The organism is Paenibacillus litoralis (assembly GCF_046244365.1).
Lineage (GTDB): Bacteria > Bacillota > Bacilli > Paenibacillales > NBRC-103111 > Paenibacillus_V.
Genome location: NZ_CP176395.1, coordinates 5,916,212 through 5,939,429, shown reverse-complemented (window position 1 = coordinate 5,939,429; position 23,218 = coordinate 5,916,212). Strand labels below are relative to the sequence as shown.

General features: G+C 50.0%; 20 protein-coding genes and 1 pseudogene. 18 read left to right on the top strand and 3 right to left on the bottom strand.

The window, feature by feature from the left end:
- Positions 1–147 precede the first annotated feature (147 nt).
- From ACKGJP_RS25170 to ACKGJP_RS25160, 3 genes are all read left to right on the top strand, one after another.
- Positions 148–1,263 (top strand): metallophosphoesterase family protein, encoded by a 1,116-nt coding sequence (locus ACKGJP_RS25170; RefSeq protein ID WP_409341530.1) that lies wholly within the window; start codon positions 148–150, stop codon positions 1,261–1,263.
- A gap of 911 nt (positions 1,264–2,174) precedes the next feature.
- Entirely contained in the window at positions 2,175–2,714 is a 540-nt protein-coding gene (locus tag ACKGJP_RS25165; RefSeq protein ID WP_409341529.1) for an RNA polymerase sigma factor, read from the top strand.
- Entirely contained in the window at positions 2,698–3,966 is a 1,269-nt protein-coding gene (locus ACKGJP_RS25160) for a hypothetical protein (RefSeq protein WP_409341528.1), read from the top strand. The genes ACKGJP_RS25165 and ACKGJP_RS25160 overlap by 17 nt, the downstream gene beginning before the upstream one ends.
- A gap of 39 nt (positions 3,967–4,005) precedes the next feature.
- On the opposite strand, the gene ACKGJP_RS25155 is transcribed toward ACKGJP_RS25160, so the two are convergent.
- Entirely contained in the window at positions 4,006–5,442 is a 1,437-nt protein-coding gene (locus ACKGJP_RS25155; protein ID WP_409341527.1) for an NAD-dependent malic enzyme, read from the bottom strand.
- Positions 5,443–5,493: 51 nt separating this feature from the next.
- A complete protein-coding gene (locus ACKGJP_RS25150) occupies positions 5,494–6,774 on the bottom strand; it encodes a cation:dicarboxylate symporter family transporter (RefSeq protein ID WP_409341526.1) in 1,281 nt (426 codons plus the stop codon).
- Positions 6,775–6,896: 122 nt separating this feature from the next.
- Here ACKGJP_RS25150 and ACKGJP_RS25145 point away from each other — a divergent pair, with 122 nt between their 5' ends.
- The 15 genes and pseudogenes from ACKGJP_RS25145 (at position 6,897) to ACKGJP_RS25075 (ending at position 22,704) form a co-directional block, all read left to right on the top strand.
- Entirely contained in the window at positions 6,897–8,186 is a 1,290-nt protein-coding gene (locus ACKGJP_RS25145; RefSeq protein ID WP_409341525.1) for an ATP-binding protein, read from the top strand.
- 1 nt (position 8,187) lies between these two features.
- Positions 8,188–9,111, top strand: coding sequence for a response regulator (locus ACKGJP_RS25140; protein ID WP_409341524.1), 924 nt, complete (start codon positions 8,188–8,190; stop codon positions 9,109–9,111).
- Between the two features lie 588 nt (positions 9,112–9,699).
- A complete protein-coding gene (locus ACKGJP_RS25135; RefSeq protein WP_409341523.1) occupies positions 9,700–10,860 on the top strand; it encodes a DUF6155 family protein in 1,161 nt (386 codons plus the stop codon).
- A 59-nt stretch (positions 10,861–10,919) separates the two neighbouring features.
- Positions 10,920–11,426: a stalk domain-containing protein gene (locus ACKGJP_RS25130; RefSeq protein WP_409341522.1), complete on the top strand. Its 507-nt coding sequence runs from the start codon at positions 10,920–10,922 to the stop codon at positions 11,424–11,426.
- Positions 11,427–11,446: 20 nt separating this feature from the next.
- Positions 11,447–12,031 (top strand): hypothetical protein, encoded by a 585-nt coding sequence (locus ACKGJP_RS25125; protein WP_409341521.1) that lies wholly within the window; start codon positions 11,447–11,449, stop codon positions 12,029–12,031.
- 66 nt (positions 12,032–12,097) lie between these two features.
- Positions 12,098–12,484 (top strand): hypothetical protein, encoded by a 387-nt coding sequence (locus ACKGJP_RS25120; protein ID WP_409341520.1) that lies wholly within the window; start codon positions 12,098–12,100, stop codon positions 12,482–12,484.
- Positions 12,485–12,710: 226 nt separating this feature from the next.
- Positions 12,711–13,412 carry an RNA polymerase sporulation sigma factor SigK gene (gene sigK / locus ACKGJP_RS25115; protein WP_409341519.1) on the top strand — a complete coding sequence of 234 codons (702 nt, stop codon included), beginning with the start codon at positions 12,711–12,713 and terminating at the stop codon, positions 13,410–13,412.
- A gap of 20 nt (positions 13,413–13,432) precedes the next feature.
- Positions 13,433–13,645 (top strand): hypothetical protein, encoded by a 213-nt coding sequence (locus ACKGJP_RS25110; RefSeq protein WP_409341518.1) that lies wholly within the window; start codon positions 13,433–13,435, stop codon positions 13,643–13,645.
- A gap of 222 nt (positions 13,646–13,867) precedes the next feature.
- Positions 13,868–14,130: pseudogene (locus ACKGJP_RS25105) on the top strand (MFS transporter); the annotation flags it as partial.
- Between the two features lie 262 nt (positions 14,131–14,392).
- Positions 14,393–15,388 (top strand): FG-GAP repeat domain-containing protein, encoded by a 996-nt coding sequence (locus ACKGJP_RS25100; protein ID WP_409341517.1) that lies wholly within the window; start codon positions 14,393–14,395, stop codon positions 15,386–15,388.
- Between the two features lie 96 nt (positions 15,389–15,484).
- The gene (locus ACKGJP_RS25095) at positions 15,485–17,176 is read left to right on the top strand and encodes a response regulator (RefSeq protein WP_409341516.1); all 1,692 of its coding nucleotides are present in this window, start codon (positions 15,485–15,487) and stop codon (positions 17,174–17,176) included.
- An 8-nt stretch (positions 17,177–17,184) separates the two neighbouring features.
- Positions 17,185–19,020: a sensor histidine kinase gene (locus ACKGJP_RS25090; RefSeq protein WP_409341515.1), complete on the top strand. Its 1,836-nt coding sequence runs from the start codon at positions 17,185–17,187 to the stop codon at positions 19,018–19,020.
- 195 nt (positions 19,021–19,215) lie between these two features.
- Positions 19,216–20,181 carry an ABC transporter permease gene (locus ACKGJP_RS25085; protein ID WP_409341514.1) on the top strand — a complete coding sequence of 322 codons (966 nt, stop codon included), beginning with the start codon at positions 19,216–19,218 and terminating at the stop codon, positions 20,179–20,181.
- An 11-nt stretch (positions 20,182–20,192) separates the two neighbouring features.
- A complete protein-coding gene (locus ACKGJP_RS25080) occupies positions 20,193–21,071 on the top strand; it encodes a carbohydrate ABC transporter permease (RefSeq protein ID WP_409341513.1) in 879 nt (292 codons plus the stop codon).
- A 106-nt stretch (positions 21,072–21,177) separates the two neighbouring features.
- Entirely contained in the window at positions 21,178–22,704 is a 1,527-nt protein-coding gene (locus ACKGJP_RS25075) for an extracellular solute-binding protein (protein ID WP_409341512.1), read from the top strand.
- A gap of 142 nt (positions 22,705–22,846) precedes the next feature.
- On the opposite strand, the gene ACKGJP_RS25070 is transcribed toward ACKGJP_RS25075, so the two are convergent.
- On the bottom strand, positions 22,847–23,212 hold the full coding sequence (locus ACKGJP_RS25070; RefSeq protein WP_409341511.1) for a transposase: 366 nt from the start codon (positions 23,210–23,212) through the stop codon (positions 22,847–22,849).
- Positions 23,213–23,218 lie beyond the last annotated feature (6 nt).

Genomic DNA, 23,218 nt, shown 5'->3' with positions numbered 1-23,218 from the left:
GAAACCTAATAGGGATCGGTTTTTATGTTGGTTTTCTTTGCTATACGTGTAATTTATGTTGTGATTAGTGGTTATATCGTGTTATTATGTGCGTAAAAGCTGGAATCTTGAGGGATTGAACCCAGCATCCGAAAGGGAGAGATGAACATGAGTGCCTCCTTGCCAAACCGGGAGCAGGAAGTGAACGGCCGGCTGCCCGATTATTTGCAGGCTTCCGTCCAGACGGCGATCACCAAAGCGAACAGCCTGCGCAGCGATCGAACGCTGCAGTTTATTTTCATAACCGATCCCCATCATCAGGTCGGGGGCAACCAGCTTCATGCGGCAAAAGCGGTCCGGGAGCTGGCTGCCGGCACGTCGGCGGCCTTTATCGTGTGCGGCGGCGACATGAGCATCAACGGGCCGAAGGACGAGTCGCTCCAGGCGCAGAAGGAAATCTTGCAGGCGCTGACGCTTCCCGGGTATCCTTTGTTTCCGGTAAAAGGCAATCACGACGACAACTCGATTCGCGATTTTTACCATCATAAGAACGGGACGGACAATGTTATTTTTCCGGATGAAATGTACGGCGAGCTGTTCAAAGGGCTGGAAGGGACGGTCCGGTTCGACGCCGATAACGCTGCTGGGCTGTACTACTATTACGATGTTCCTGAACGCCGGACGCGGGTTATTGTGCTTGACGCCATCGATATCCCTTATCGCAGGTCGGAGGAGGGGGGACTCGTCTATAACGGGCAATGGAAGTACGCATTCTCGAACCGGCAGCTGAACTGGATGGCGCACCATGCGCTGGATTTTACCGACAAATCGGACCGCACAGAGTGGAAGATCATCCTATTTTCTCATGTCGCACTGCTGCAGGATGACGTGTACGGAACGGATAACAGCATCGAGAACGATCGGGTCATGTGGGAGCTGCTGCGCGCCTATCAGCAAGGTTGTGCGTATACGTCCGAGCCGGTAGAAGGCGATTTTGCCCAGTCCGTCACTGCCGATTTTACGGAGCAGGGTCCCGGCACGCTCGTTGCCTCGCTGTTCGGGCACGTTCATTTCGATCAGGCCGTGGCGAAGGACGGCATCCTGATGATTTCCAGCCTCAACGCCTGCACCCACCGGGATTTCGACAATGCGCCGGCGCGAACGGAAGGGACGATTACCGAAACGGCCTTCGATCTCGTTACCGTCGATTACGGGCAGGGGAAGCTCTATTTTACAAGAGTCGGAGCGGGCGAAGACCGCGTTGTGGACATGCTTCAGGGTTGACGGTTCGCTGCCTTGTGTTGTTGGGGATAGCCAGCATAGGAAGGTGCTGTCCCAAAAGGGTACCGAACCAACCTGTCTCAAGACTGGGAGAAAATAAACTTCAATAACCGCTATAAATGCGTGTTCAAAAACTTGATCCAGCAGATGGAAGTTTTGACGAAATAGCCCCATCGCCCAGGGGACAAATCCTCTCTCCCGTGAATGGATAAGGGGGCTGCTCCAAAGTCATGAAAGTGGCGGAGGGACAGCCTCTTTTTTAGGAGGCGTCACAAACAGCATTACAAACAGGACCTTCACAAACTGCCTCCACAAAGTGCCTCCACAAACACCACTACATGAACCTTCCTTTGTAACTTCAGCCAAATAGTCCTTTTTGCTTCATTATTCGCTCATTAAGGCGGGAATCCAGTAAAATAATGAACTCAGGTTCATTATTAGTGAACCAAAGTTCAGTATCCCAGCTCAAAAACGCGCCTCCATGCTAAATAGTGAAGCAAACTTCACTATTAGTGAACCTCACATCCAAATAGTCCTTTTTACTTCACTATTCGCTCATTAATGTGGAAATTCAGTGGTATAGTGAACTCATGTTCATTATTAGTGAACCATAGTTCAGTAACCTAAGTTCACAACTATGAACCCAGGTTCACCCCGAGCTCAAAACGTACCTCCATGCTAAATAGTGAAGTGGGCGTGGAGGCTAGTTTTAAGCTCGATCACATAGCAAAATGTGGGATTACCATTCCAAAATTGATAGTTGAATTAACCTCTTTTCTTGAAAATAAATCGCTTATCGCTGCGGGAATTGCCGTGTTATTCTTACGATGAACGGGACAGCCGTTTCATTTTGAATAATGAAAGCCAAATGCGAAAGTCGCGCGTCTAATGAGAAAGCGAATAGCAAGCGGGTGATGAACATCATTGAGTTGGTCAAGAAAGCGCAGAATGGCGACCAAGCGGCGTTTATGACGCTGTTTGAGCAATATGAGCAAGACATATACCGGATCGCCTATGTGTATTTGAATCATCAGGAGGATGCGATGGACGTCGTACAGGAAACGGCTTACCGTTCCTTCAAAGCGATTTCCCGCATCAAGGAGCCTCATTATTTCAAAACATGGCTCATTCGTATCGCCATAACCTCTTCCCTCGATTCGCTCCGGAAACGCAAGAAAACGCTGCGGCTGGCGCCTGATTTCGGCGAATGGCTGGAAACCGGCGAGGAGGCGGAAGATATACCGCTGTCGATCACGCTCAAGGATTTGATCGATTCGCTCGATGAGGAAGAGAAGCAGGTTATCGTTTTGCGGTTTTATCAAGACTACACGATCAAAGAGACGGCGGAAATCGCGGAAATCCCGCTGGGGACGGCCAAAACGATTTTATACCGGGCACTGAGCAAGCTTCGGAAACGGGCCAAGGAGGATGACCTGCATGACCAATACCGTTAAACGCGAAATCGAAACGATTCCGATTCCTCCCGAGCTGCACCGCAGAAGCAAGCTGGGTATCCAGGCAGCCAAAGCCGAGCTTGATGCCGAAAGCCGTCATGGCCGAAGAAAGACATTTTACCGAAGAATGGCGGTTGCCTTAACGGCGGGCGTCCTATTGGTTCCGATGGCCGTTTATCATTCGCAGGTCGTAGCTTCCATCCAAAAAGCGCTGCAGTACGTGCCCGGTATCGGCATTGTGAAGGAGGAGGAAATCTCGGCCGAACGGTATGTGCTCAAGCATCCGGTCACGGCGCAGATCGGCAGGGGCGAAATCGCGGTTACCGGGATGATGGTGGACGACGAAATGACGCTCATTTCGATATCGGGAACCAAAACCGCCAAGCTGGAGCACGTCATCGTAAGGAACGGTCAAGGAACCGAGTATACCGTCAATAGCTCCATGTCCAGCTGGTCGCCGGGGGAATGGTCGGCCTCGTTCTGGTTTCAAGGAAAAATGATAGCCGGCGGGCAGGTGGAATTGATCGCAGGCGATAATCCCCAAACGACGATCCCTCTTACGCTTGTGAAAGCGGAGTCGTTCGACAGTTATGGGGACATGGGCGAAACGATGTCGGTCAACGGCGTCACGATAACGGCTGTCGCTAGCAGGACGGGCGAGAAGGCGATGATTTCTTTACTGTCGCAGCAGCCTAAGGAATTGAGGATTGCGGATTACGGTTTGTATGGCGTCCACAGCGATCAAAAGCTGACCGTTACGGACGAATCGGGGACGGGGTACGATATCGAGCGAATTCACAGTCTTGCCAGTCCTGCCCGGGAATTTTATTTCCCTATATCCGTGAACGGAGCTAAGAACTACACGCTGACGATTCCCGAAATCAATACCGAGTATGCCGATCAAACGACCGTTCAAGTTCCGACGGTAACCGTCGATCATCTTAATCAAACGTTCGAAATTGCAGGATTTCCCGTAACGATCGATAGAACGGAACGGATCGGCGATAACCAGCTTCGCCTGTACGTCGATCTTCATTACGATGAGCATGCGCCCCGATCCCTGCATAGCTTCAGAGTCGACGGAATGAGCCACAGCGCCAAAATGAACGAACGGACGGGCGAGATCGAATATGTGCAATTCGACATCGATCCGGGCAGCAAAAAAATAAAGCTGAAGATCGTCAGACCGGAGGTGCTCCTACGCGGACCCTGGACATTCCGGCTGCCGGCGGAGCGGTATTTCGGATCCTAGAGCATCCGCATAAAAAAGAAACAAGGCTGAGCGCGCCGCTCAGCCTTGTTCTTCCAAAATGAAATCCGGTGCCGCTTTACGGGCAACGCCGGTACGGTACGCGGCCTCGATAACCGCTAGCCTTACTTTTTCGACAACCTTATGGTTGAACACGCTTGGAATAATGTACGTCTCGGACAATTCCGCATCGCTGACGGCAGCGGCTATCGCATGAGCGGCGGCAAGCTTCATCTCTTCGTTGATCTCGCGCGCTCTGCAATCCAGCGCCCCGCGGAAGATGCCGGGAAAGCACAGGACGTTGTTGATCTGATTGGGCTTGTCCGATCTGCCTGTCGCCATAACCTTCACATAAGGCAGTGCCAGATCCGGATCGATCTCCGGCACGGGGTTGGCCATCGCGAAGACGATCGGATCCGTAGCCATTCTGAGAACGTCGTCGATGCGCAAAATATTCGGAGCTGACACCCCGATGAAGATGTCCGCGCCCTCGATCACTTCCGAGAGACTGCCGCCGACATCGTCCGGATTCGTCAGCCGGGCATACTCGTTCCACTGCGGATTGTCATAGACGGCGCTGCGGCGGATGGCGCCTTGACGATCGACGCCGACGATATGGCGGACGCCTGCGGAAAGCAGCATTTTGGTGCAAGCAATGCCCGCCGCGCCGATTCCGCTGACGACAACCTTGCAGGCTTCCAGACGTTTCCCCGTTACTTTCGCCGCGTTCAACAAGCCGGCAAGCAGAACGACGGCCGTGCCATGCTGATCGTCGTGGAAGACGGGAATATCGAGTTCCCGTTTCAACCGTTCTTCAATCTCAAAGCAACGCGGCGAGGAGATATCCTCGAGATTGATGCCGCCGAATGCGGGAGCGATGCCTTTTACGATGCGGATGATTTCCTCCGGATCCTTCGTATTCAAGCAGATCGGAAAGGCGTCGATTCCCGCAAATTCTTTGAAAAGCATCGCTTTGCCTTCCATAACCGGCATCGCCGCCTCCGGTCCGATATCGCCGAGTCCAAGCACTGCCGTTCCGTCCGATACGACGGCAATCGTATTGCGCTTGATCGTTAACGTATATGCCTTTTCCGGCGATTCGGCAATCGCCGTGCATACCCGTGCGACTCCCGGCGTATAAACGCGCGACAAATCATCACGGTTTTTCACGGGGATTTTCGATTTCATTTCGATTTTGCCGCCAAGATGCACGAGAAACGTCCGGTCCGAAGCATGAATCACTTCCACGCCTTCCAGACGCTGCAAGGCTTCTCCGATTCGCTCGCTTTGGAGCGGGTCGGCAGCGTTGACCGTAATATCGCGTATCGTTTGGGACCGGCCGGACGAAATGACGTCAATCCCGATAATATCTCCGCCGTTGCTGTCGATGATCGAGGCGATCTCGCTAAATACAGCCAGTGGCTTCTCAAGTTTAAGCCGGTAAATCATATACGTATTGGCACCGCTAGTTGCTGGCATAGTTAAATACTCTCCTCTTGAACAGCTCCGTTCTGAATTTATCTCAGACGTTTAGGCCGCTTGCTTTTGTTTGGATTCGACTACCGTTTTCAAATATTGTTTAGCCCGAGTCTTATCGTATTGTCCTTCCAGCTTGGACATGACGATCGCCGCCAAGCCGTTGCCGAGCACGTTTACGACCGTACGGGCCATATCGAGAATGCGGTCGATGCCTGCGATAATGGCAAGGCCTTCCACCGGAAGGCCTACCGACCCGAGAGTGGCCAGCAGCACGACGAAGGAAACGCCGGGCACGCCTGCGATGCCTTTGGATGTGACCATCAATACGAGCACGAGCGTAATTTGCGTCGTAATCGAGAGATCGATGCCATACATTTGCGCGATAAAGAGAGCGGCAATCGCTTGATACAGGGTGGATCCGTCAAGATTAAACGAATATCCGGTCGGGATCACGAACGAAGTAATCGCCTTGGGACAGCCGAATTCCTCCATTTTCTGCATCAGCTTGGGGAGTACGGTTTCCGAGCTTGCCGTGGAATAAGCCAGCGCCAGCTCGTCCTTCAAGATTTTGATTAAGGAAAGGATGCTGGTCCCCGCCATCTTGGCGATAAAACCCAGTACGACAAATACAAACAAGAACATGCCGCCGTAGACGGTCAGAACCAATTTGCTTAACGGAATGAGCGAGGAAACGCCGAATTTGGAAACGGTTACGCCGATCAGGGCAAAAACGCCGAACGGAGCGAATTTCATAATTTGATTCGTCACCCAGAACATCGCGTCCGATACGCCCTGGAAGAAAGCGATAACCGGCTTGCCTTTTTCGCCGATTGCCGCAACGCCAAGCGCAAAAATAACGGAAAAGAAAATGACCGCTAGCATATTTCCGCTTGTCAATGCATCAAAAATATTGCTTGGTACCATATTAACGAACGTATCCGCAAATCCGTGGCTCTTCACCGCGTCTGCCGTATCGACATATTTGGTGATGTCGGTCTTCGTCAAATGATCCATATTGAGACCGGCACCGGGCTTGAAAATATTGGCCATAAACAGGCCGATAACGATTGCTGCGGTCGTGACAACTTCGAAATAAAGCAGCGTTTTGCCGCCGAGCTTTCCCAGCTTCTTGATGTCCCCGACGCCGGCCACTCCGACAATAAGGGAGGAGATTACGATAGGAACGACAATCATTTTAATCAAGCGGATAAAAATATCGCCGACCGGCTGCAAATAAGCGGCAACCGCCGGATTTCCATAAAAGGCGGCGCCAACGCCAATACCGAGCGCCAAACCGATAAATACCTGTGAAGCCAAACCGAGTTTTTTCATACTTTCACCTCGTCGCGAATTTTTTTAAGCGCTTTCTCAATAATCGTGCGGCTGGTAAAATGATTGTAAATGAGCACCTATCGAATCCTACACAAACCTACAAAGCGCGAAAGGAATTGTCCGTGAAAAAAAAGATAGGCTTTGTCATCATGATGGCTGTAACGGTGTCCTTACTGGGGGAATTCAAATTTTATCCCTTCTATAACGATTTTCGCGTTAGCTTGGGCACGCCGGCATTTCTGTTCTTTTTGCTGTGGAACCGGAAATTGCCTACACTGGCGCTAGGCATTATTACGGCGCTGTCGGTGACCTCATTTCGGATCGCTGAGGATGTGGCGGTTAACGGGATGATTCATCGATTCGAGGCATTCGACTTGCATTATCCCGCCTTTTTCTACTATTTGACCTATTCGGTACTGTTTTACTGCCTCCGCATACAGCGCTTCCGGCAGCGTCCGTTCGTTCTGGGCCTGCTTGCCGTCGTCACCGAAATTGCCGCCAATGCCGCGGAGCTGCTGTTCCGTTACCCGAACGCCCGCGACGAGATTTCGGTGATTGCCTCGAATGAGATCGTGCTGATCGCGATATTCCGCAGCTTTTGCGTCGTCGGCCTGTTTATTTTGATCAATCACCGGGAGCGGCAAATTGCCGAACGGCAGCAGCGAAAGCAGTTCGAACAGATGCTGCTGGTCATCTCCCATCTGTACGAGGAAGCGATACAGCTTAAAAAAACGCAGCAGGACGCCGAGCGCATCACGAGGGACAGCTATGAGCTGTACCAGCTATTGAAGGACGAAAAGACGCTGCCTAACGGCGAAGCGCTGGCTCGAAGCGCTCTGCAAATCGCCGGACAGGTTCATGAAATCAAAAAGGACAACCAGCGCATTTACGCCGGCATTTCCAACATCATTTCGAGCGAAAGCTCGGCGGATATGATGCCGTTGCCCGAATTGTGCGAAGTTGCGTTGAAAACGAACCGGAATTACGCCCGCATGCTGGGCAGAACGATCGATTTCCGGTTGGAAGTAAGCGGCGACCATCCGCTCTATCCGATCTATACCGTGCTGTCGCTGCTGAATAATTTGCTCGCCAATGCCGTAGAATCGATTGCCGCAGCAGGGATTATCACGCTTTCCGCTTCTCTTGACGGCGAATGGCTGGTGCTCGAGGTCCGCGATAACGGGCCGGGGATTTCGCCTAAGGTTCGCGAAGCGGTATTCGAGCCGGGATTCACGACCAAATTCGATGCTTCCGGGAATCCGTCGACCGGCATCGGACTCTATTATGTGAGAGAACTGGCGGGGAGCCTGCAAGGCGAGGTAAACTTTCAAAGCCGCCACACCGGAGAAACAGGGACGACCTTCACCTTACGGCTCCCGATTCATAATCTGATTCATAAAAGGGTGACATGACATGCGTTTTTTTATCGTAGATGACGATCCCGCCATTCGTTATATGCTGACCCAGCTCATCGAGGATGGAGATTTAGGCGTCGTAGCCGGCGAAGCGACGGACGGAATATACGTGGACAACGGCTTGCTGGAAATGAAGGAAGTCGATATTTTGCTCATCGATTTGCTGATGCCCATACGGGACGGCATTGAAACGGTACGAGCCGTTGCGGAGACGTTCCACGGCAAAATCGTCATGATCTCGCAGGTGGAATCGAAAGAAATGATCGGCAGCGCCTACTCTCTCGGCATTGAATATTTTATTACGAAGCCGATCAACCGCTTGGAGGTCATCGCCGTCATTCAGCGGGTGACCGAGAGGATGAAGCTGCAGCACTCGATCCACGAAATCAGACGGTCGCTGGCCGGCTTGGGCATTGAACAGGATAAGCGGAGAGGCGCTCATCCGTATGCGTCTAAATCCATTGTTACGCCAGGGAACTTCCTGTTGTCCGAGCTCGGCATGATCGGCGAGAGCGGCTGCAAGGATATGCTCGATATGCTGGAGGTGCTGTACGGCCTGGAAAAAGAGAGCCCTGCGGACGAAGGCTTTCCTCCACTGCAGCGGTTATTCGAGCTTATCGCCGTGCGCAAATTGGGAACCGGAGCGTCAGGGGACGCATTGAAAAAAGAAATGAAAGCCGCGGAGCAGCGGGTGCGCCGGGCCATTTCCCAAGCGCTTGTTCATTTGGCTTCGCTCGGCTTGACCGACTATGCCAACGCCAAATTCGAAAATTACGCCTCCCGATTTTTCGATTTCAGCGAAGTCCGCAAAAAAATGATCGAAATCGAAAGCGATCTCGATCCGAAGCAATCCGCCGTGCGGCTGAACGTAAAAAAGTTCATTCAAGTACTGTATTTGGAGGCCAGGCAGTTGATGGGCTGACGGGTGAGGTTGCTGCGGGGGACCGGTGAATGGGGGGGAGGAGTAAACAAACACATGCATTCGGCTGGGGAGGAACGGCCCCGGTGGCCAGGCGAGCAAGAGAGCTAAAAGAGAATAGCATCGGTGAGGCGGGTAAAAGAGATCGAGAGTGGCCTCGGCGAGGCGAGCCTGAGACTATAGAAGGTGGCCTCGAGGAAGGAGCGGTTAAGAGATTTGGCGGGACAATGATGATAGTAAGGTGTGGACGTCTAACGTCGGTGAAATAACGGATTTTCGGGGTCTTATTCGGTTGTTATCGCCGGTTGCTTCGGGTTAGCGGACTTTCGCGGCGTTATTCAAGCTATTTTTGGCTCCGATGTAGGGGAACCCTCTGAATAAGTACTTCAAAATCCGTTATAGGGCAACCTTAGGCGTTTTGAATGTAAATAGGGCCTTGAAAGTCCGTAATGACGCATCATTGATCTGGAAAGAGGCGCTGGTGAAAAGCTAAAGGCCGGTTAGCGAGATGCAAAAGGTTCTGGTATATTGGAAAGTAGATCCATTAATACGACATACAAAGCTTACAGAGCATAAAGGAGACATGAAGCGATGACCTATATTTGTACGATTGAATTGGTCGATATCGAACCTAAAATTTGGAGGGAATTTAAGTTCCATCCGGACGTAACGTTCGATCAGCTGCATAAAATCATCCAAACCGTCATGGGGTGGGAGGATTACCATTTATACGAGTTCCAGATCGGCTATCTATCGATTGGATTGCCGGATCCGGCTTCGAGAGGAATGGACGTTCGCGGCAAGCTGAATGCCCGAAAGGAAACCGTCGGCAAGCATCTTAAACAAGAAAGTACGAGATTCTCCTACACCTATGATCTTGGCGATGATTGGCAGCACACGATAACGCTGGTAAAAATCGATCCCTCGGCATCGATGGACCCGACTCCCGTTTGTTTAAACGGACAACGCAATTGTCCGCGGGAAGATGCGGGCGGTGCGTGGGGGCATCTGCATATGCTTGAAGTACTTGCCGGCCCCGAAAGCTCGGAGCGCGACGATATAGTCAATTGGCTGGAGGGAAGCTATGATCCCGAGCATTTTTCTACAAACGAAGTGAATCAATCGCTACGAAAGCAGAGTAAGCAGCTTGTTCCGAAGTCGCTTTCGCAGGAGAGTAAACCGAAATCGGCTCAGAAGCAAAGCAAGAGCAAGTCTGTGAAGCTGTCCAAGTCGGCTCTGAACAAGCATTTGAAAACCTTGAGCCAAGAGCAGCTGATCGAGCTGGTGAAGGCTTGTTTTGACGCGAGCAAGGATATGGAAAGGTTTCTTGCCGTGAGAGTGATAGGGGAAGAAGCGGTGGAGACGTTATTTCATGAATACCGTGTTAAAGTCGAACAGGAATTTTTCCCCGAGCGCGGCACGCCCAAAATGAGGCTTCAGGAAGCCAAAAAAGCGATCGCGGAATTCCAACGACTCACGGACAACGAAAAATATAGTTTCGAGCTAAAGCTGATCTATGTAGAAAAGGGCGTTTTATTTACCGTTACCTATGGAGATATTGATGAACGGTTCTACTACAGTATGGAATCGGTATATGCCGATGCGATTCGCATGGTCAATGAAGACGAAACCGGCGAACTGTTTGAGGAATATAAGGAGCGGCTGGAAGCGATCGTGTCCGATTCGGAAGAAACGGGTTGGGGCTTCCAAAATGGTTTATCCGAAACCTATAGTCAATTAAGGTGGATATAGGCCATTAGGGTGTCTGGAATAGGGAAGGAGGGAGATCGCCTCTGAAAAAGAAATGGCTGTTGGGATTAGGCGCCGGACTGTTACTTGCTTTTTCAAGCTTGGCTTATGCTTCAGATAAGGTAGAAGTTAATTTATTTCCCGTGAAAGTAACTTTTGAAGGCGAAGAAAAACAAATGAATGAAGACTACTTCGTATTCAATCATAACGGAAATGCATACTTACCCGCTCGATTCGTTGCGGAGAATCTTAAAGCGCATGTCCAATACAACGATGAAACAAAGACGATCGAATTTTATAACATGGATATAATAGTCGGCGCCCCGCTCGTCAATGAAGATCAGGCTAAGCTGGTCGGCTATGAGACGGTTGGAATGAAAAAAATCGACTCGCTCGTGTACCGACTACTGAACAAGGAAGAACTCAAACTAATGCCGGAGCAGGCGAAACATTTGACGCCTCTGTATTACGTTATGGAAGGCTCGACGCAATCCGGTGAACGGGTTACGTTGTACGTTTCTTCGAACGAGAAGAGTCATTATTTTATGGTGGGTGCTGCAAATAAATAAAACATTAAGGAGAAATTCGATTGTTTAGGTGGTTCAGAAAGACACTCACAGTTGAAGAACAATACCACAAAGTCAAAAATATCGGAATTGTACTGAATCCAGGGATAAGCCTTGATCAAGTCATTTCTGATTTTAGAAGAGAGGAGTATGAAGAAAAGCCATATTACCTTCTCTTTATTGCCATGGGCTCAGAGTTAGCTTCAAATGGTAATTCTTTTTTGTATGCTAGTGACGATTTCTGGCATTTTGATAGAGAATGTATTGAAGATCACGGTGATTACATTCCGATAATCAAGAGAATAGCTGAAATATTGAAGGATGAATTTATTGTCAATGAAATATCTGATTATGTGGACATAGAAAACAATGAGATTTGGGTTTCCTTTAAGATTAACGGGAATACATACAAATACGAATTATTAGCAGATGACGACTGGTTGGATATCAGTATTTTCAAGCTATTCTCGGAACTCCTTGAGAAACATGGCAGCAAACGGAGATTTTATTATTTCGATCTTGGCCAAGGGATGCTAGTCGGAGCTTACAACAAAGAACGATGGAAATCTTTAAATAAATTAACAAACATATGGATACCGGTTACGTAATGTGTCGGAGTCGCTTAAGTTTGCCAAAATAAGTGAATGAGTGCTAACCACGAGGAGTTCCGTGAATTGAAACTGATTGGAAGCAAGACGGAAAAGGATTGCAGAGAACAATTAATTAAAGCGCATAAATCATTATTTATTGACAAAGATAAAATGAGGCTTTTAGCTGTACTAAGAACCTGCTTTCCAAATATGAAAACCGCATATATCATTAAATGGCTTCCAGAGCAGGGAGAAGATATTTTTACGATTCTTATTAATAACAACGTTATTGCTAGAGTGGAATTAGATCGCAATGATCTCAATACTGCTCCAATAATTGAAAGTGAGCCTCTTGATAAGCACTATAAAAAAGGGCTTCGCAAAATGTCACAAATTATATTAGCAGTTGCACTCGATTTAGCAAATCGTGATTTAGATGTAAAACCAGAGCATTTGTATTATGAAAAATAAAAAAACACGACACTTCTTAGTCTAGTTTGAAGAACTTCCTCCAACTAATAATCAAGCTACACGAAAAGACCGCCTCTCCATACGAGAAGCGGTCTTTCCTTATGCTAACATGCCTCCCCCGCTTATTTCCCCCGTACAGGCACGGATAGGCCGCTGCCCACATACAATGTAACAGACTTGTTTCTTGTTACTGGCGGGATTAGAACGTCTGGAGGTGGCTATCGCGATGCCTGGATTTTTTGCTGCGGTCGCATTGTTTATCAAACAGATTTCATTGCTCGTTTCTTATGTCAAGAATAACGCTTTCCCGCAGCCGCTTGCGGAAGAGGAAGAAATGAAGCACTTGAAACGGATGGCCGAAGGCGATCAAATTTCACGTAACCTGCTGATTGAACATAATTTGCGGCTGGTTGCCCACATCGTCAAGAAATTCGACAATACCGGGGAGGACCTGGAGGATTTGATCTCGATCGGCACGATCGGGCTGATTAAAGCGATCGAATCGTTTTCTCCGGACAAAGGGACGAAATTGGCTACATTCGCGGCTCGCTGTATAGAAAACGAAATACTTATGCATCTTCGGTCGCTCAAAAAATCGCGTAAAGACGTGTCGCTGCACGATCCGATCGGAACCGACAAGGAAGGGAACGAAATCACCCTTATCGATATTCTAGGCACGGAAGCGGACGACGTGGCGGAAAAGGTGCAGCTGAAGATCGAGAAAAGCAAAATTTACGCGCATCTGGACATTTTGGACGACCGGGAGCAGGAGGTCATACGGGGACGGTTCGGACTGGATCACGGGGGAGAAGAACGCACCCAGCGGGAAATCGCCAAGGAGCTCGGCATCAGCCGCTCGTACGTATCGCGAATTGAGAAGCGGGCACTCATGAAGCTGTATCATGAGTTTTATAAGGTGAAAAAATAATTTCAAAAGGATAGAGTATTTTGAAAGAGCTGATTGATGAAATAGACCAAAACATTCAAATACTAAAGAAAGCACTTGAACGAAACATTAAATTCCATGATTATCCTTATATGAATGAGTGTGATCGGCAATACAGGATCTTGATGTTCCAGAAGGAGTTAGAGGATTGGACTAAAATAAAGAGGATTGTTGAGAAGCACGCAGCTAAAGTTGTACAGAAACAGGGGGGCTAGCCTCCCTGTTCTTGTTTTTGCTTAAGTTTGCTTTGAAAACGATTTACTAATGCTATTATGTATCTGTAATGGTACCCTTTCCGCAGATTTTTCAGCCTTTTGTGGGGGGGGGATACTCGATAATAAAAACGGCATTTGGCTAACCTATACCAGCAAATAGCCTGTCAATATTTAATTATTAATGAACAGTAGCGTTGCATAAAACTTCACAAGAAAATCGCGGTAGGGAATGCGCTCATCCGCCCATGCGTAACCTCGCTGATTACTTAGAAGACAAAGGTGGGCCAAGGCGTGGCGTCGGGACTCAGCTCTTCGATGGACAGCCTGGGCCAATCGCGGGACCGCTGATGGGGATGGGAGCGTTCCACTTGAACATCGGCTTGCCTTTCTTGATCGGAGGCGTGCTCTGCCTGGCCGCGCTCACCCTGTTGTTCGGCTTCCTGGCCGCTGATCGCAGCACGCGATCCTCAGCTTCTGCCGCTTGACGAAGTACCTACAGAACGACCTCTCCAAGTCGATTTGCTGCTAGCTGCGGCACTCCGAATTGGAGTTTTTTTTATGGATGACTTTGAAAACGCTTTAGCATATAATGTACACAAATCGAACGATTAGAGCGGATTATACCGATAGCTTCATCCTACGTTCCTCGAGTTCAAGCACTTGACTCCGGTGCTGAATAGCCTGGGCGATCCCATCATCGTAGACGGGCTGCCCCAATATCAGTATGCAGGCAAGGGGAAAAGCATCATGCAGCGACTGCTGCTGCAGCTGGAGCAGCGATCCTATCAATTCATCTCGCTAACGGACTTCGTGCCCTTCGTACCGGCGAAGAGTGTGCGGCTGCAGGTGGCCTCTGAATCCAGCGTACAGCTGGCCGATGTGACGGGTGGCGGGCAGCCGGACGTCGTGCAATGGGACGGGGAGAAGGGGGAGCTCCGCGTTCAGCGCGGCCGCTTCACCGGATTCCGGAACGAGCCGATCGGCGAAGCGGCGGTATGGGCACGGATTCCGCTGAAGTCGGGCGAAGTATGGACGATGCTCGACGACAATGGGGACGGCAGAAGCGATCTGTGGGTCATGCGGCTCGACGGGACGCTGAACGCCTATCGGGCAGGGGACGGGACTTTCACATTGACCCGGACTTGGAAGGTGAGTACGACTGGATGGTCGGAGCTGTATGCCCTGAATGAGGGGGAAGCGGGCTGGGTGTTGGCCGGACGGACGGCTGATCGGACGCACCTGGAGGCGATCGCTCTGCAGGGCGATTCTTACCGTCCGCTCGCACCGCTTCCGCTCGAGCGGAAGCTGGCGCAGCTCGTGACGGGCGACTTGGACGGGGACGGCAGGGAAGAGCTGGTGGTCCCGTTTACTCGATCTTCACGCTGGCTGCAGCTGTCGCCGAACTTAACTACTGGCAAGTGGGAGAAGAACGCGCCTACCTTGGAGCTACCGTCTGGAGTCGACGGACAAGTGAGAGTAGCCGACTACAACGGCGACGGGATGCAGGACGTGCTGTTCTGGAATCGGGCGCAGCAATCGTTCACGGTTTACTTGCAGACCGCCACGAACAAGTTCGAGTATTTGTCCCAGATGGGGCCATGGGGGCCAATGAACGGAAAGCTGATCGTAACCGACTTGAACGGAGACGGATGTAAAGATATTGCCGTCGTGAATGGGGAAGAGCCGTATGTGGACACAGCGATCTCTTGGGAGTCGCGTGACATCAGGCCTATAGACCGATAAACCGTATAGAGAAACACCAGATATTCTGGTTTTACCCTGTACCAGATCGTTTCCCTCAGCACTTATACTGAAGGGAACGGAAGGAGGCGCAGCACGATGTACAAGCTTCTGGTCGTGGACGATGAACCGACGGTTCGGTTCGGTTTGCGCAGTTATATGAGTTGGGAGCAGTACAATATCGAGTTCGCCGGTGAGGCGGATGACGGAGATACGGCGCTGGAAGCGGTCGAACAGCACATGCCGGACATCGTATTGACCGATGTGCGAATGCCCAATATGGATGGGATTACGCTTTCGAATGAAATTCGGAGGCGTTTTCCCCATATCAAAATCGTATTCGTGAGTGGACATGACGACTCGGACTACTTGAAGTCCGCGATGCAGGTGAGTGCGGTTGATTATATATTCAAGCCGGTTAATCTGACAGAGCTGAAGACGGTCATCAAACGGGTCGTCGCCGAGCTGGATGCGGAGCACTCGGAGCGGAATGTGATTCAGGAGATGCAGATCAAATTAAAAGAGAGCATGCCCCTCCTCAGGGAGAAATTTCTAATGTCGCTGATTCGCGAACGAGCTGCCCAGCCAGACCGGGTTCGGGAACGGATGGAATTCCTCGGCTTGAGCATGCCTTACACAGCTGCCTTTTGGGTCATTGTAGTATCGATCGACCGTTTCACCGATATCTTGGACATGTATTCGGAGCGGGATCTCCAGATTCTCTCCTATGCCGTTCAAAATGTGTGCCAGGAAGTAATAAATGAATATCTAAACGGATTCGTGTTCGAGCATCGAAGGGGTGAGTTCGTCGGGATCGTGTACGCAGAGCAGAAGCGAGAGGGGCTGACTTCGACCGATCCTGCAGAGATCAAGCGAATGAATGAAGCGGAAGACCCAGAGGAGCAATTGTTTGAACTGGCTGCTCAACTGCGCGTAAGTCTACAGCGATGGCTCCGAATCAGCGTCACGATTGGGATAGGCGACCGTGTGCCCCAGTTGGATGGGCTAACTGGCTCTTACGAGCAGGCAAGGGAAGCGGCGGACGGCAAATGGTATCTGGGACAAAACCAGATTCTAACGATGGATAGTTTGAATGTAACTAAGCTGGAGCCGAATGAAGAAGGTTCGTATTCGTTTGATCCGGCCAAAATCGGCAAGTTGGTGTCGATCCTTAAGGGAGCCGATCCCGTTCAACTTGGCTTGGCACTCGACGAGCTATTCGATGGATTGGCGCGGCATCGTAAAGGCGGGCCCAAATATAGTCGCAATGTAATATTGCAGATCGTCCTCCTGGCTGGACAGCTGATGCTGGAGCTGAGCCTGCAAGACAAGGAACTTGAAAAAAGGGAAGCCAAACTGTGGGAAGAGCTATTCAAGCAAGAGACGATTACCGAGCTGCGCCAACTGCTGGAGATGTACCTGCTGGAGGTGTGCGTCAGAATCCGAGAACGGCGCAACGGTAGAGCGAACAATCTAGTAGAAAGAGTAAAGGCGATCATTGAGAGGCGCTACACCGAAAATGATCTTACCGTATCGGAAATCGGGAAAGAAGTGTTTTTGACCGATACCTATGTAAGCTTGCTATTCAAGCAGGAGACAGGGAAGACGGTTAATGAATATTTGACGTTGTATCGAATCGAGCAAGCGAAAAAAATGCTGTTGGACCCCACCTACAAGACTTATGCTATTTGCTATGCCGTCGGCTATGCCGATCCGAGTTATTTCAGTAAGCTATTCAAAAAGGTAACTGGGTTCACGCCAAGCGCATATCGAGAAACCAGGCATTCCTGAAAGAGGCGATGATCCGTTTGGTTGAATTCGTCCGCAATACGGCAGGCTCGGTTAGAGAAGTTGTTCGCCGGCTAAGCATGCCCCGGAGATGGTTGCTTACTTTTATCACCTTAGTCTTCCTGCCTGCAATTGCACTGGTGTATGTCTATAATGAGCGTACAGCCTCGATCTTGGAGGAGGAGGTTACCAGTTCGATGCTGCAGACAGTGAAGCAGGCGGGCAATAATTTGTCTTACCGGTTAGGGCACATCCGGGACATTAGCAATGCAGCGTCGATGAATCAGAAGCTCAATCAATTTTTGCAAGATGACGACGTTCCGAGCATAGGGCGGCAGTTGGAAGTTTTGAAGGATCTAAGGTATTTGGTAGAGACCGTTCAGACGAATACAGATGTATTCAGAATGCGCTTATTCGTAAAAAATACAACCATGCTCGCGGAAGAACGGTTTAACTTTTTTTCGTTGGACAGTTTGAAGAGTTGGCCCTTTTACAACAAGGTACTGGATGCTAACGGTGCGATCGTATGGAGCGACATCTACAAGCAATATTTCATTGACACCGGCGATGTGTATATCATGTCGAGTGCGAGGTTGCTACATGATTCCAAACAGTTTGGCCAAGTGTCCGCCATTTTGCTCATAGACGTTTCGGAGAAGCTGGTCATGGAGATCTTGGCCGATCTCGATCAGGCGAAGCCGAACAACGTCTTTCTTGTCGATCAATCCGGGGTTATTTTGGCGCATGCCGATAAATCGCGAATCGGTACATCCTTGGAAGGGGAGGTTCAGTCGGTTATTCGACAAGGCACGGAAGGAAAAGTCAAATTCCAGCTGCACAACAAGAACGAATACGGCATGTTTTCGACGATCCAGCCTACCGGCTGGAAGGTGGTGTTGCAAGTATCCGCTTCCAACATTTCCGAAAAGGTCAAGCTGAAGAAGTCGGCCGGCATAGCTACGCTTGCTGGTATTTTCGCGATGTTCCTATTACTGGTTTTTGCGCTGCTTGCTTTGATTATTCGAAGCATGAATCGCCGCCTGCAGCAGGTCATTGGCGTGATTCGCGAGGAAGGGATCGAGAGGCTCGACGTGCCGCATCCGATGCCGGACGGGAATTTCGTGATGCTGGAACATAGCGTCGATGTATTGATTCATCGAGTGCGGTCTTTAATGGAGCAAACCTACAAGGCGCAAGTTCTCGAGAGGGAGGCTCAGCTGCGAGCGCTTCAAGCGCAGATCAATCCTCACTTCCTGTACAATACGCTCGATACGATCAACTGGATTGCCATTGGACATGGCAATCACGATATTAGCAAGATGATCGATTCCTTGGCCAAGTATTTCCGGCTGAGCTTGAACAAGGGGAAGGATGTGATGAGTGTGGCAGACGAGCTGAACTTGGCCCAAGTGTATTTGGATATTCAGAAGAGCCGGTTTTTGAATTCGTTCGAGTATCGGATCGAGCCGGATCCAGACGTGCTCGACTATATCGTGCCCAAGCTTACGCTCCAGCCCATTGTAGAGAACGCGCTTTTGCACGGAATCCGTAAAATGAAAACTCAATTCGGAACCATCCTGATTAGAGCCTATCGCGAGGAGAACGAGTTGATCCTTATAGTGTCAGACAACGGAATTGGAATGGAGGAGGAACGCGCGCAGCGGCTTCTTGTCGAACCGCAGCTTCAGACCCGGCCAGATGGCTCAGGCAGCTCCTATGGGCTGTATAATGTGAATGAACGGATCAAGCTGTTTGCAGGTGATACTTCGGGTCTCAGTATTTCTTCCCGATTGGGTGCAGGCACTTCTGTATCCGTACGGATCAGGCTCGAGCCATATAAGCAATAGGCTTGATCGGGTACAAATGATAGGTATGGAGGGAACCAGAGGTTCTCTTTTTTTTTTATCGCAACGGGTTCCTCCAAGGTCTATAGGATTCGACCAGAGATTGAAGTTTTGCCTCCTACAATCGATCGCCTCCTGCCACTTATACTGGGAGTACATGCATGAGCAGGTTCCGAACATGGAGATGGAGGTCAATCGATGAGCAGTATTACCCCTGAGCTGAACGAGACACACTCGTCAGTTCGAAGCAACAAAGTTAGAAAATACAGATGGAAGTTGTTCCGCAACAATTTGGATACCTATGCTTTGCTTCTTCCAGGACTCGCGTTTTTACTGATATTCCGATATACCCCGATGTACGGAGTGATCATTGCGTTTCAAGATTTTAATATTTTTGATGGCATTGCCGGAAGCGAGTGGGTGGGGCTAGAGCATTTTCGCAAGCTGATGCATTCGGACGAGTTTATGCAAGTCTTTCAAAATACTTTGATCATCAGCTTCTACAAGATCGTATTGCTGTTCCCGATCCCGATTATCCTAGCGTTGTTTCTAAATGAAGTAACAAAAATGTGGTTCAAGCGAACGGTACAGACGCTCGTGTACTTGCCGCATTTCCTGTCATGGGTCATTATCTCCGGCTTGTTCATCAACATCCTGTCTCCGTCGAGCGGGATCGTGAATGTGGTGATTCAATGGTTCGGCGGTCAACCGATCTCCTTCCTGATTGACAACGATTTTTTTCGCGGGACGATCGTATTCACAGCGGGGTGGAAGGAAGTCGGCTGGAACGCCATCATTTTCATCGCCGCGATCGCCGGCATCGACCAGGACCAATATGAAGCGTCATCGATCGATGGAGCCAGCCGGATTCAGAAAATGATCTATATCACTTTGCCGGGGATTGCCCCCACGATCGTACTTATGCTTATCCTGCGCATCGGGCATTTGCTGGATGCCGGGACTGAACAAATCCTAACTATGTACAATCCGGTCGTCTATGAGACGGGCGATGTCATCGGAACTTATGTGTATCGGGTCGGTTTAGGCAAAATGGATTACAGCTTCTCTACGGCCGTAGGTTTATTCAACTCCATAATCGCCTTCATCCTGGTTATGTCCGGCAATTTCCTTAGCAGAAAGTTTGTGAAACGTAGTATTTGGTAGGAGGCGACCTCATGAAGAAACGTACCATAAGTGATCTCACCCTGGATGCTGTTGTCTACGGCACGCTGCTTCTATTGGCAATCGCGACGCTGCTCCCCTTTGTCAATGTATTGTCCAAGTCGGTGAGCGAGGAGTGGGCGGTTGTCTCGGGCAAGGTCGGGATATTCCCTGTCGGATTTCAGTTGGAGACTATGAAATTCGTCATCACATCCAACCAGTTCCTTCGTTCCTTTTTGGTTTCTATTTCTATTACCATCGTGGGGACTTTTCTCTCCCTACTCATCACGGCAGTTACGGCATATCCGCTTTCCAAACGGCATCTGCCTGGCATTAGCTTCATCATGCTCTTGTTCGTATTCACTATGTTGTTCAGCGGGGGCATTATCCCGAATTATATGCTGATCCGCGGTCTCGGACTCATGAATAGTCTGTGGGCGCTCATCCTGCCGTCTCTCCTCAGCGTGTTTAATTTGCTTGTCATCAAGAGCTATTTCGAAGGGCTCCCGGAGAGTCTGGAGGAGTCCGCACGGATTGACGGAGCTCGTACAATAACGATTTTGTTCCGCATCCTGCTGCCATTATGCGGGCCGGTGATGGCTACGATCGCTTTATTCTATGCCGTCTCTTACTGGAACGATTTCTTTAGTGCCATGATCTACATCAACAGCTCATCGCTCAGACCGCTGCAGCTTTATCTGCGCGATATTGTCTTGAATGCCAGTTCTGTCACTGTGGGAATCGAGCGTTCCTCGGACGAATTGATGAATCTTTCACCGGACAATGTCCGATCGGCGACGGTCATCGCCTCCACTATTCCGATTTTGCTTGTATACCCGTTTTTGCAGAAATATTTTATCAAAGGCGTTCTACTCGGGTCCGTGAAAGGATAGGATCCGAGCTAGCCCAGCGGCGCATTAACTTCTCTTGCGGGGACGCCTGCGGAGATTAATGAAATAGATAGGTAGAAATTCCAACTATTTTGAGGAGGGTTCGCTTTTGAAAAAGATTTTCAAGCAAGCACTAATACTTCCTGTTGTAGGAGCGATGGCCGTCTCCTTGGCAGCTTGCGGAGGCTCGGATGCCCAATCGAATTCGAGCAGCCCAAGCACGAAGCCCAAGCCTGAATTGCGTACATTGCAAGCTTGGATGAAGGACGATTACAACACGTATCCGGTAGGCAAGATGCTAGAGGAGCGAACCGGCTATAAGGTGCAATATGATATGCTTCCTCAGGAAAACGTGCAGGAGAAGCTGAACCTGCTGATCGCTTCCTCCGAGCCGTACGATACGATCACGACTCCCGGCGTGAGCGCCTACAGGGCTTTGTATTCCGACTATGCCAAGCGAGGGGCTTTGGTCGACTTGGGCCCCCTCATCGACAAATACGGACCTAATATAAAGGCGGCGATCTCGCAGGAATCATTCGATGCCGCCAAGATCGACGGCAAGATCTATGCCATTCCGGTCAAAACGTTAAACAATGTAGCGGGCTCCCTTATGATTAGGCAAGACTGGCTCGACAAGCTGGGACTCAAGATGCCTGCAACCACAGATGAACTGGTAACCGTATTGAAAGCATTCAAGGAGAAGGATCCTGGAGGCAATGGAAATCAGAACATCCCGTTCTCGATTTCGGGGAGCGGGTCCATTGAGCTCAACCTGGCAGGAGCTTTCGGACTGTCCAACACATGGAACGAAGTGAACGGCAAGCTAGTGCCTATTGCCTATGATCCAGGCTACAAGGAATATCTCGTCTTCATGAACGAGCTGTTCAAGCAAGGCTTGCTAGACAAAGAATTCGCAGTGAACAAAGGGGCGAACGTGAATGAGAAGTTCACAAGCGGCAAGGTTGGTGTCATAGCGGTCAATTGGTCCAGCGTGCCCGCATTCGCGGATGCGCTGGTGAAAAATAAGCCGGACGCCAAGATGGTCTATATGCCGGCCCTTAAAGGACCGCAAGGCAAGTTTGGCTTGCAGGAGCCTGCAGGATTCGATCGACTTACCTATATCCCAAAAGCGTCGAAGCATCCGGAGGAGGCCATTAAGTGGATCAACGCCAAACTGGACAAGGATACATTCCGGCTAACGGCCATCGGCGAAGAAAACAAGCACTATACTTACAAGGACGGAGCCTATACCCCGATATTGCCGATTTTTAACGATGAGCGCAATAGTGCGCACCTTTACCTGACCGGCTCGGATGAAAAAAACTATCCGATCTACTGGCAGGCCCGCGTACGCAAGGATGCCCGTTTGTTCGACGCTTACGCCTTCTTGAATATCAAAGAGCCTGCCCAAACACGGATCCCGGATACGATTGGCCGCAGTCCCTATTTGGAGGAATATGCTAAAAATAATGACTCGCTGAATGCGATGCTGAACGATCAGACGGTCAAATACATCGCAGGCGCAGAGCCGATCTCGAACTTGGATGCTTTCCTTACAAAATATAAAGCTGCTGGCGGGGACGCGAGCTACAAGGAAGTCAACGATTGGTACGCTGCAACAAAGAAAAATAAGTAACATGCAAGAGATCAGCGATAGGGTGAGATCAAGAAGCAAACAACGCTAATCATGGCTGGGCGACATCAGTTGGGCAATATGCTGTGAAGCTCCTTCGAAATGTCAGGGCTAGAGGAGAGATGAATTTGATTCGCGTGCTCCGTTACTGGGTGGTTATCGCGATTATCGCGGTACTATTATTTCCGGTTGGCCCGAGAAAAGTAGAGTGCACTCGTAGAAGCGAATCGATGTCCGGATGCTCGCCCGGATGCAGAGCAAGCTCATCCAGAATATACCGCATATACGCCTCGATGTTCAAGCTATGCAGGGCCGCAGTTTGCATGATAGTGAGACAAACGGCAGTGAATTCTCCGCTCCACTGGGCGTGGCAACCGTAATAGTTTTTACGTCCCAGCGCGACGAGGCGGAGCAATCGTTCTGCCCTGTTATTATCCATCGGAACATGGGGCTGAAAAGCAAACACGGTGAGTGCGCCCGAGTTCTTTCGCGCACTAAGGCAATTCCACAACTACAG

Coding starts and splice junctions, on each gene's coding strand:
- ACKGJP_RS25170 (WP_409341530.1), top strand. CDS start 148: ATGAGTGCCTCCTTGCCAAACCGGGAGCAGGAAGTGAACGGCCGGCTG.
- ACKGJP_RS25165 (WP_409341529.1), top strand. CDS start 2,175: ATGAACATCATTGAGTTGGTCAAGAAAGCGCAGAATGGCGACCAAGCG.
- ACKGJP_RS25160 (WP_409341528.1), top strand. CDS start 2,698: ATGACCAATACCGTTAAACGCGAAATCGAAACGATTCCGATTCCTCCC.
- ACKGJP_RS25155 (WP_409341527.1), bottom strand. CDS start 5,442: ATGCCAGCAACTAGCGGTGCCAATACGTATATGATTTACCGGCTTAAA.
- ACKGJP_RS25150 (WP_409341526.1), bottom strand. CDS start 6,774: ATGAAAAAACTCGGTTTGGCTTCACAGGTATTTATCGGTTTGGCGCTC.
- ACKGJP_RS25140 (WP_409341524.1), top strand. CDS start 8,188: ATGCGTTTTTTTATCGTAGATGACGATCCCGCCATTCGTTATATGCTG.
- ACKGJP_RS25135 (WP_409341523.1), top strand. CDS start 9,700: ATGACCTATATTTGTACGATTGAATTGGTCGATATCGAACCTAAAATT.
- sigK (WP_409341519.1), top strand. CDS start 12,711: ATGCCTGGATTTTTTGCTGCGGTCGCATTGTTTATCAAACAGATTTCA.
- ACKGJP_RS25100 (WP_409341517.1), top strand. CDS start 14,393: ATGCAGCGACTGCTGCTGCAGCTGGAGCAGCGATCCTATCAATTCATC.
- ACKGJP_RS25095 (WP_409341516.1), top strand. CDS start 15,485: ATGTACAAGCTTCTGGTCGTGGACGATGAACCGACGGTTCGGTTCGGT.
- ACKGJP_RS25090 (WP_409341515.1), top strand. CDS start 17,185: ATGATCCGTTTGGTTGAATTCGTCCGCAATACGGCAGGCTCGGTTAGA.
- ACKGJP_RS25085 (WP_409341514.1), top strand. CDS start 19,216: ATGAGCAGTATTACCCCTGAGCTGAACGAGACACACTCGTCAGTTCGA.
- ACKGJP_RS25080 (WP_409341513.1), top strand. CDS start 20,193: ATGAAGAAACGTACCATAAGTGATCTCACCCTGGATGCTGTTGTCTAC.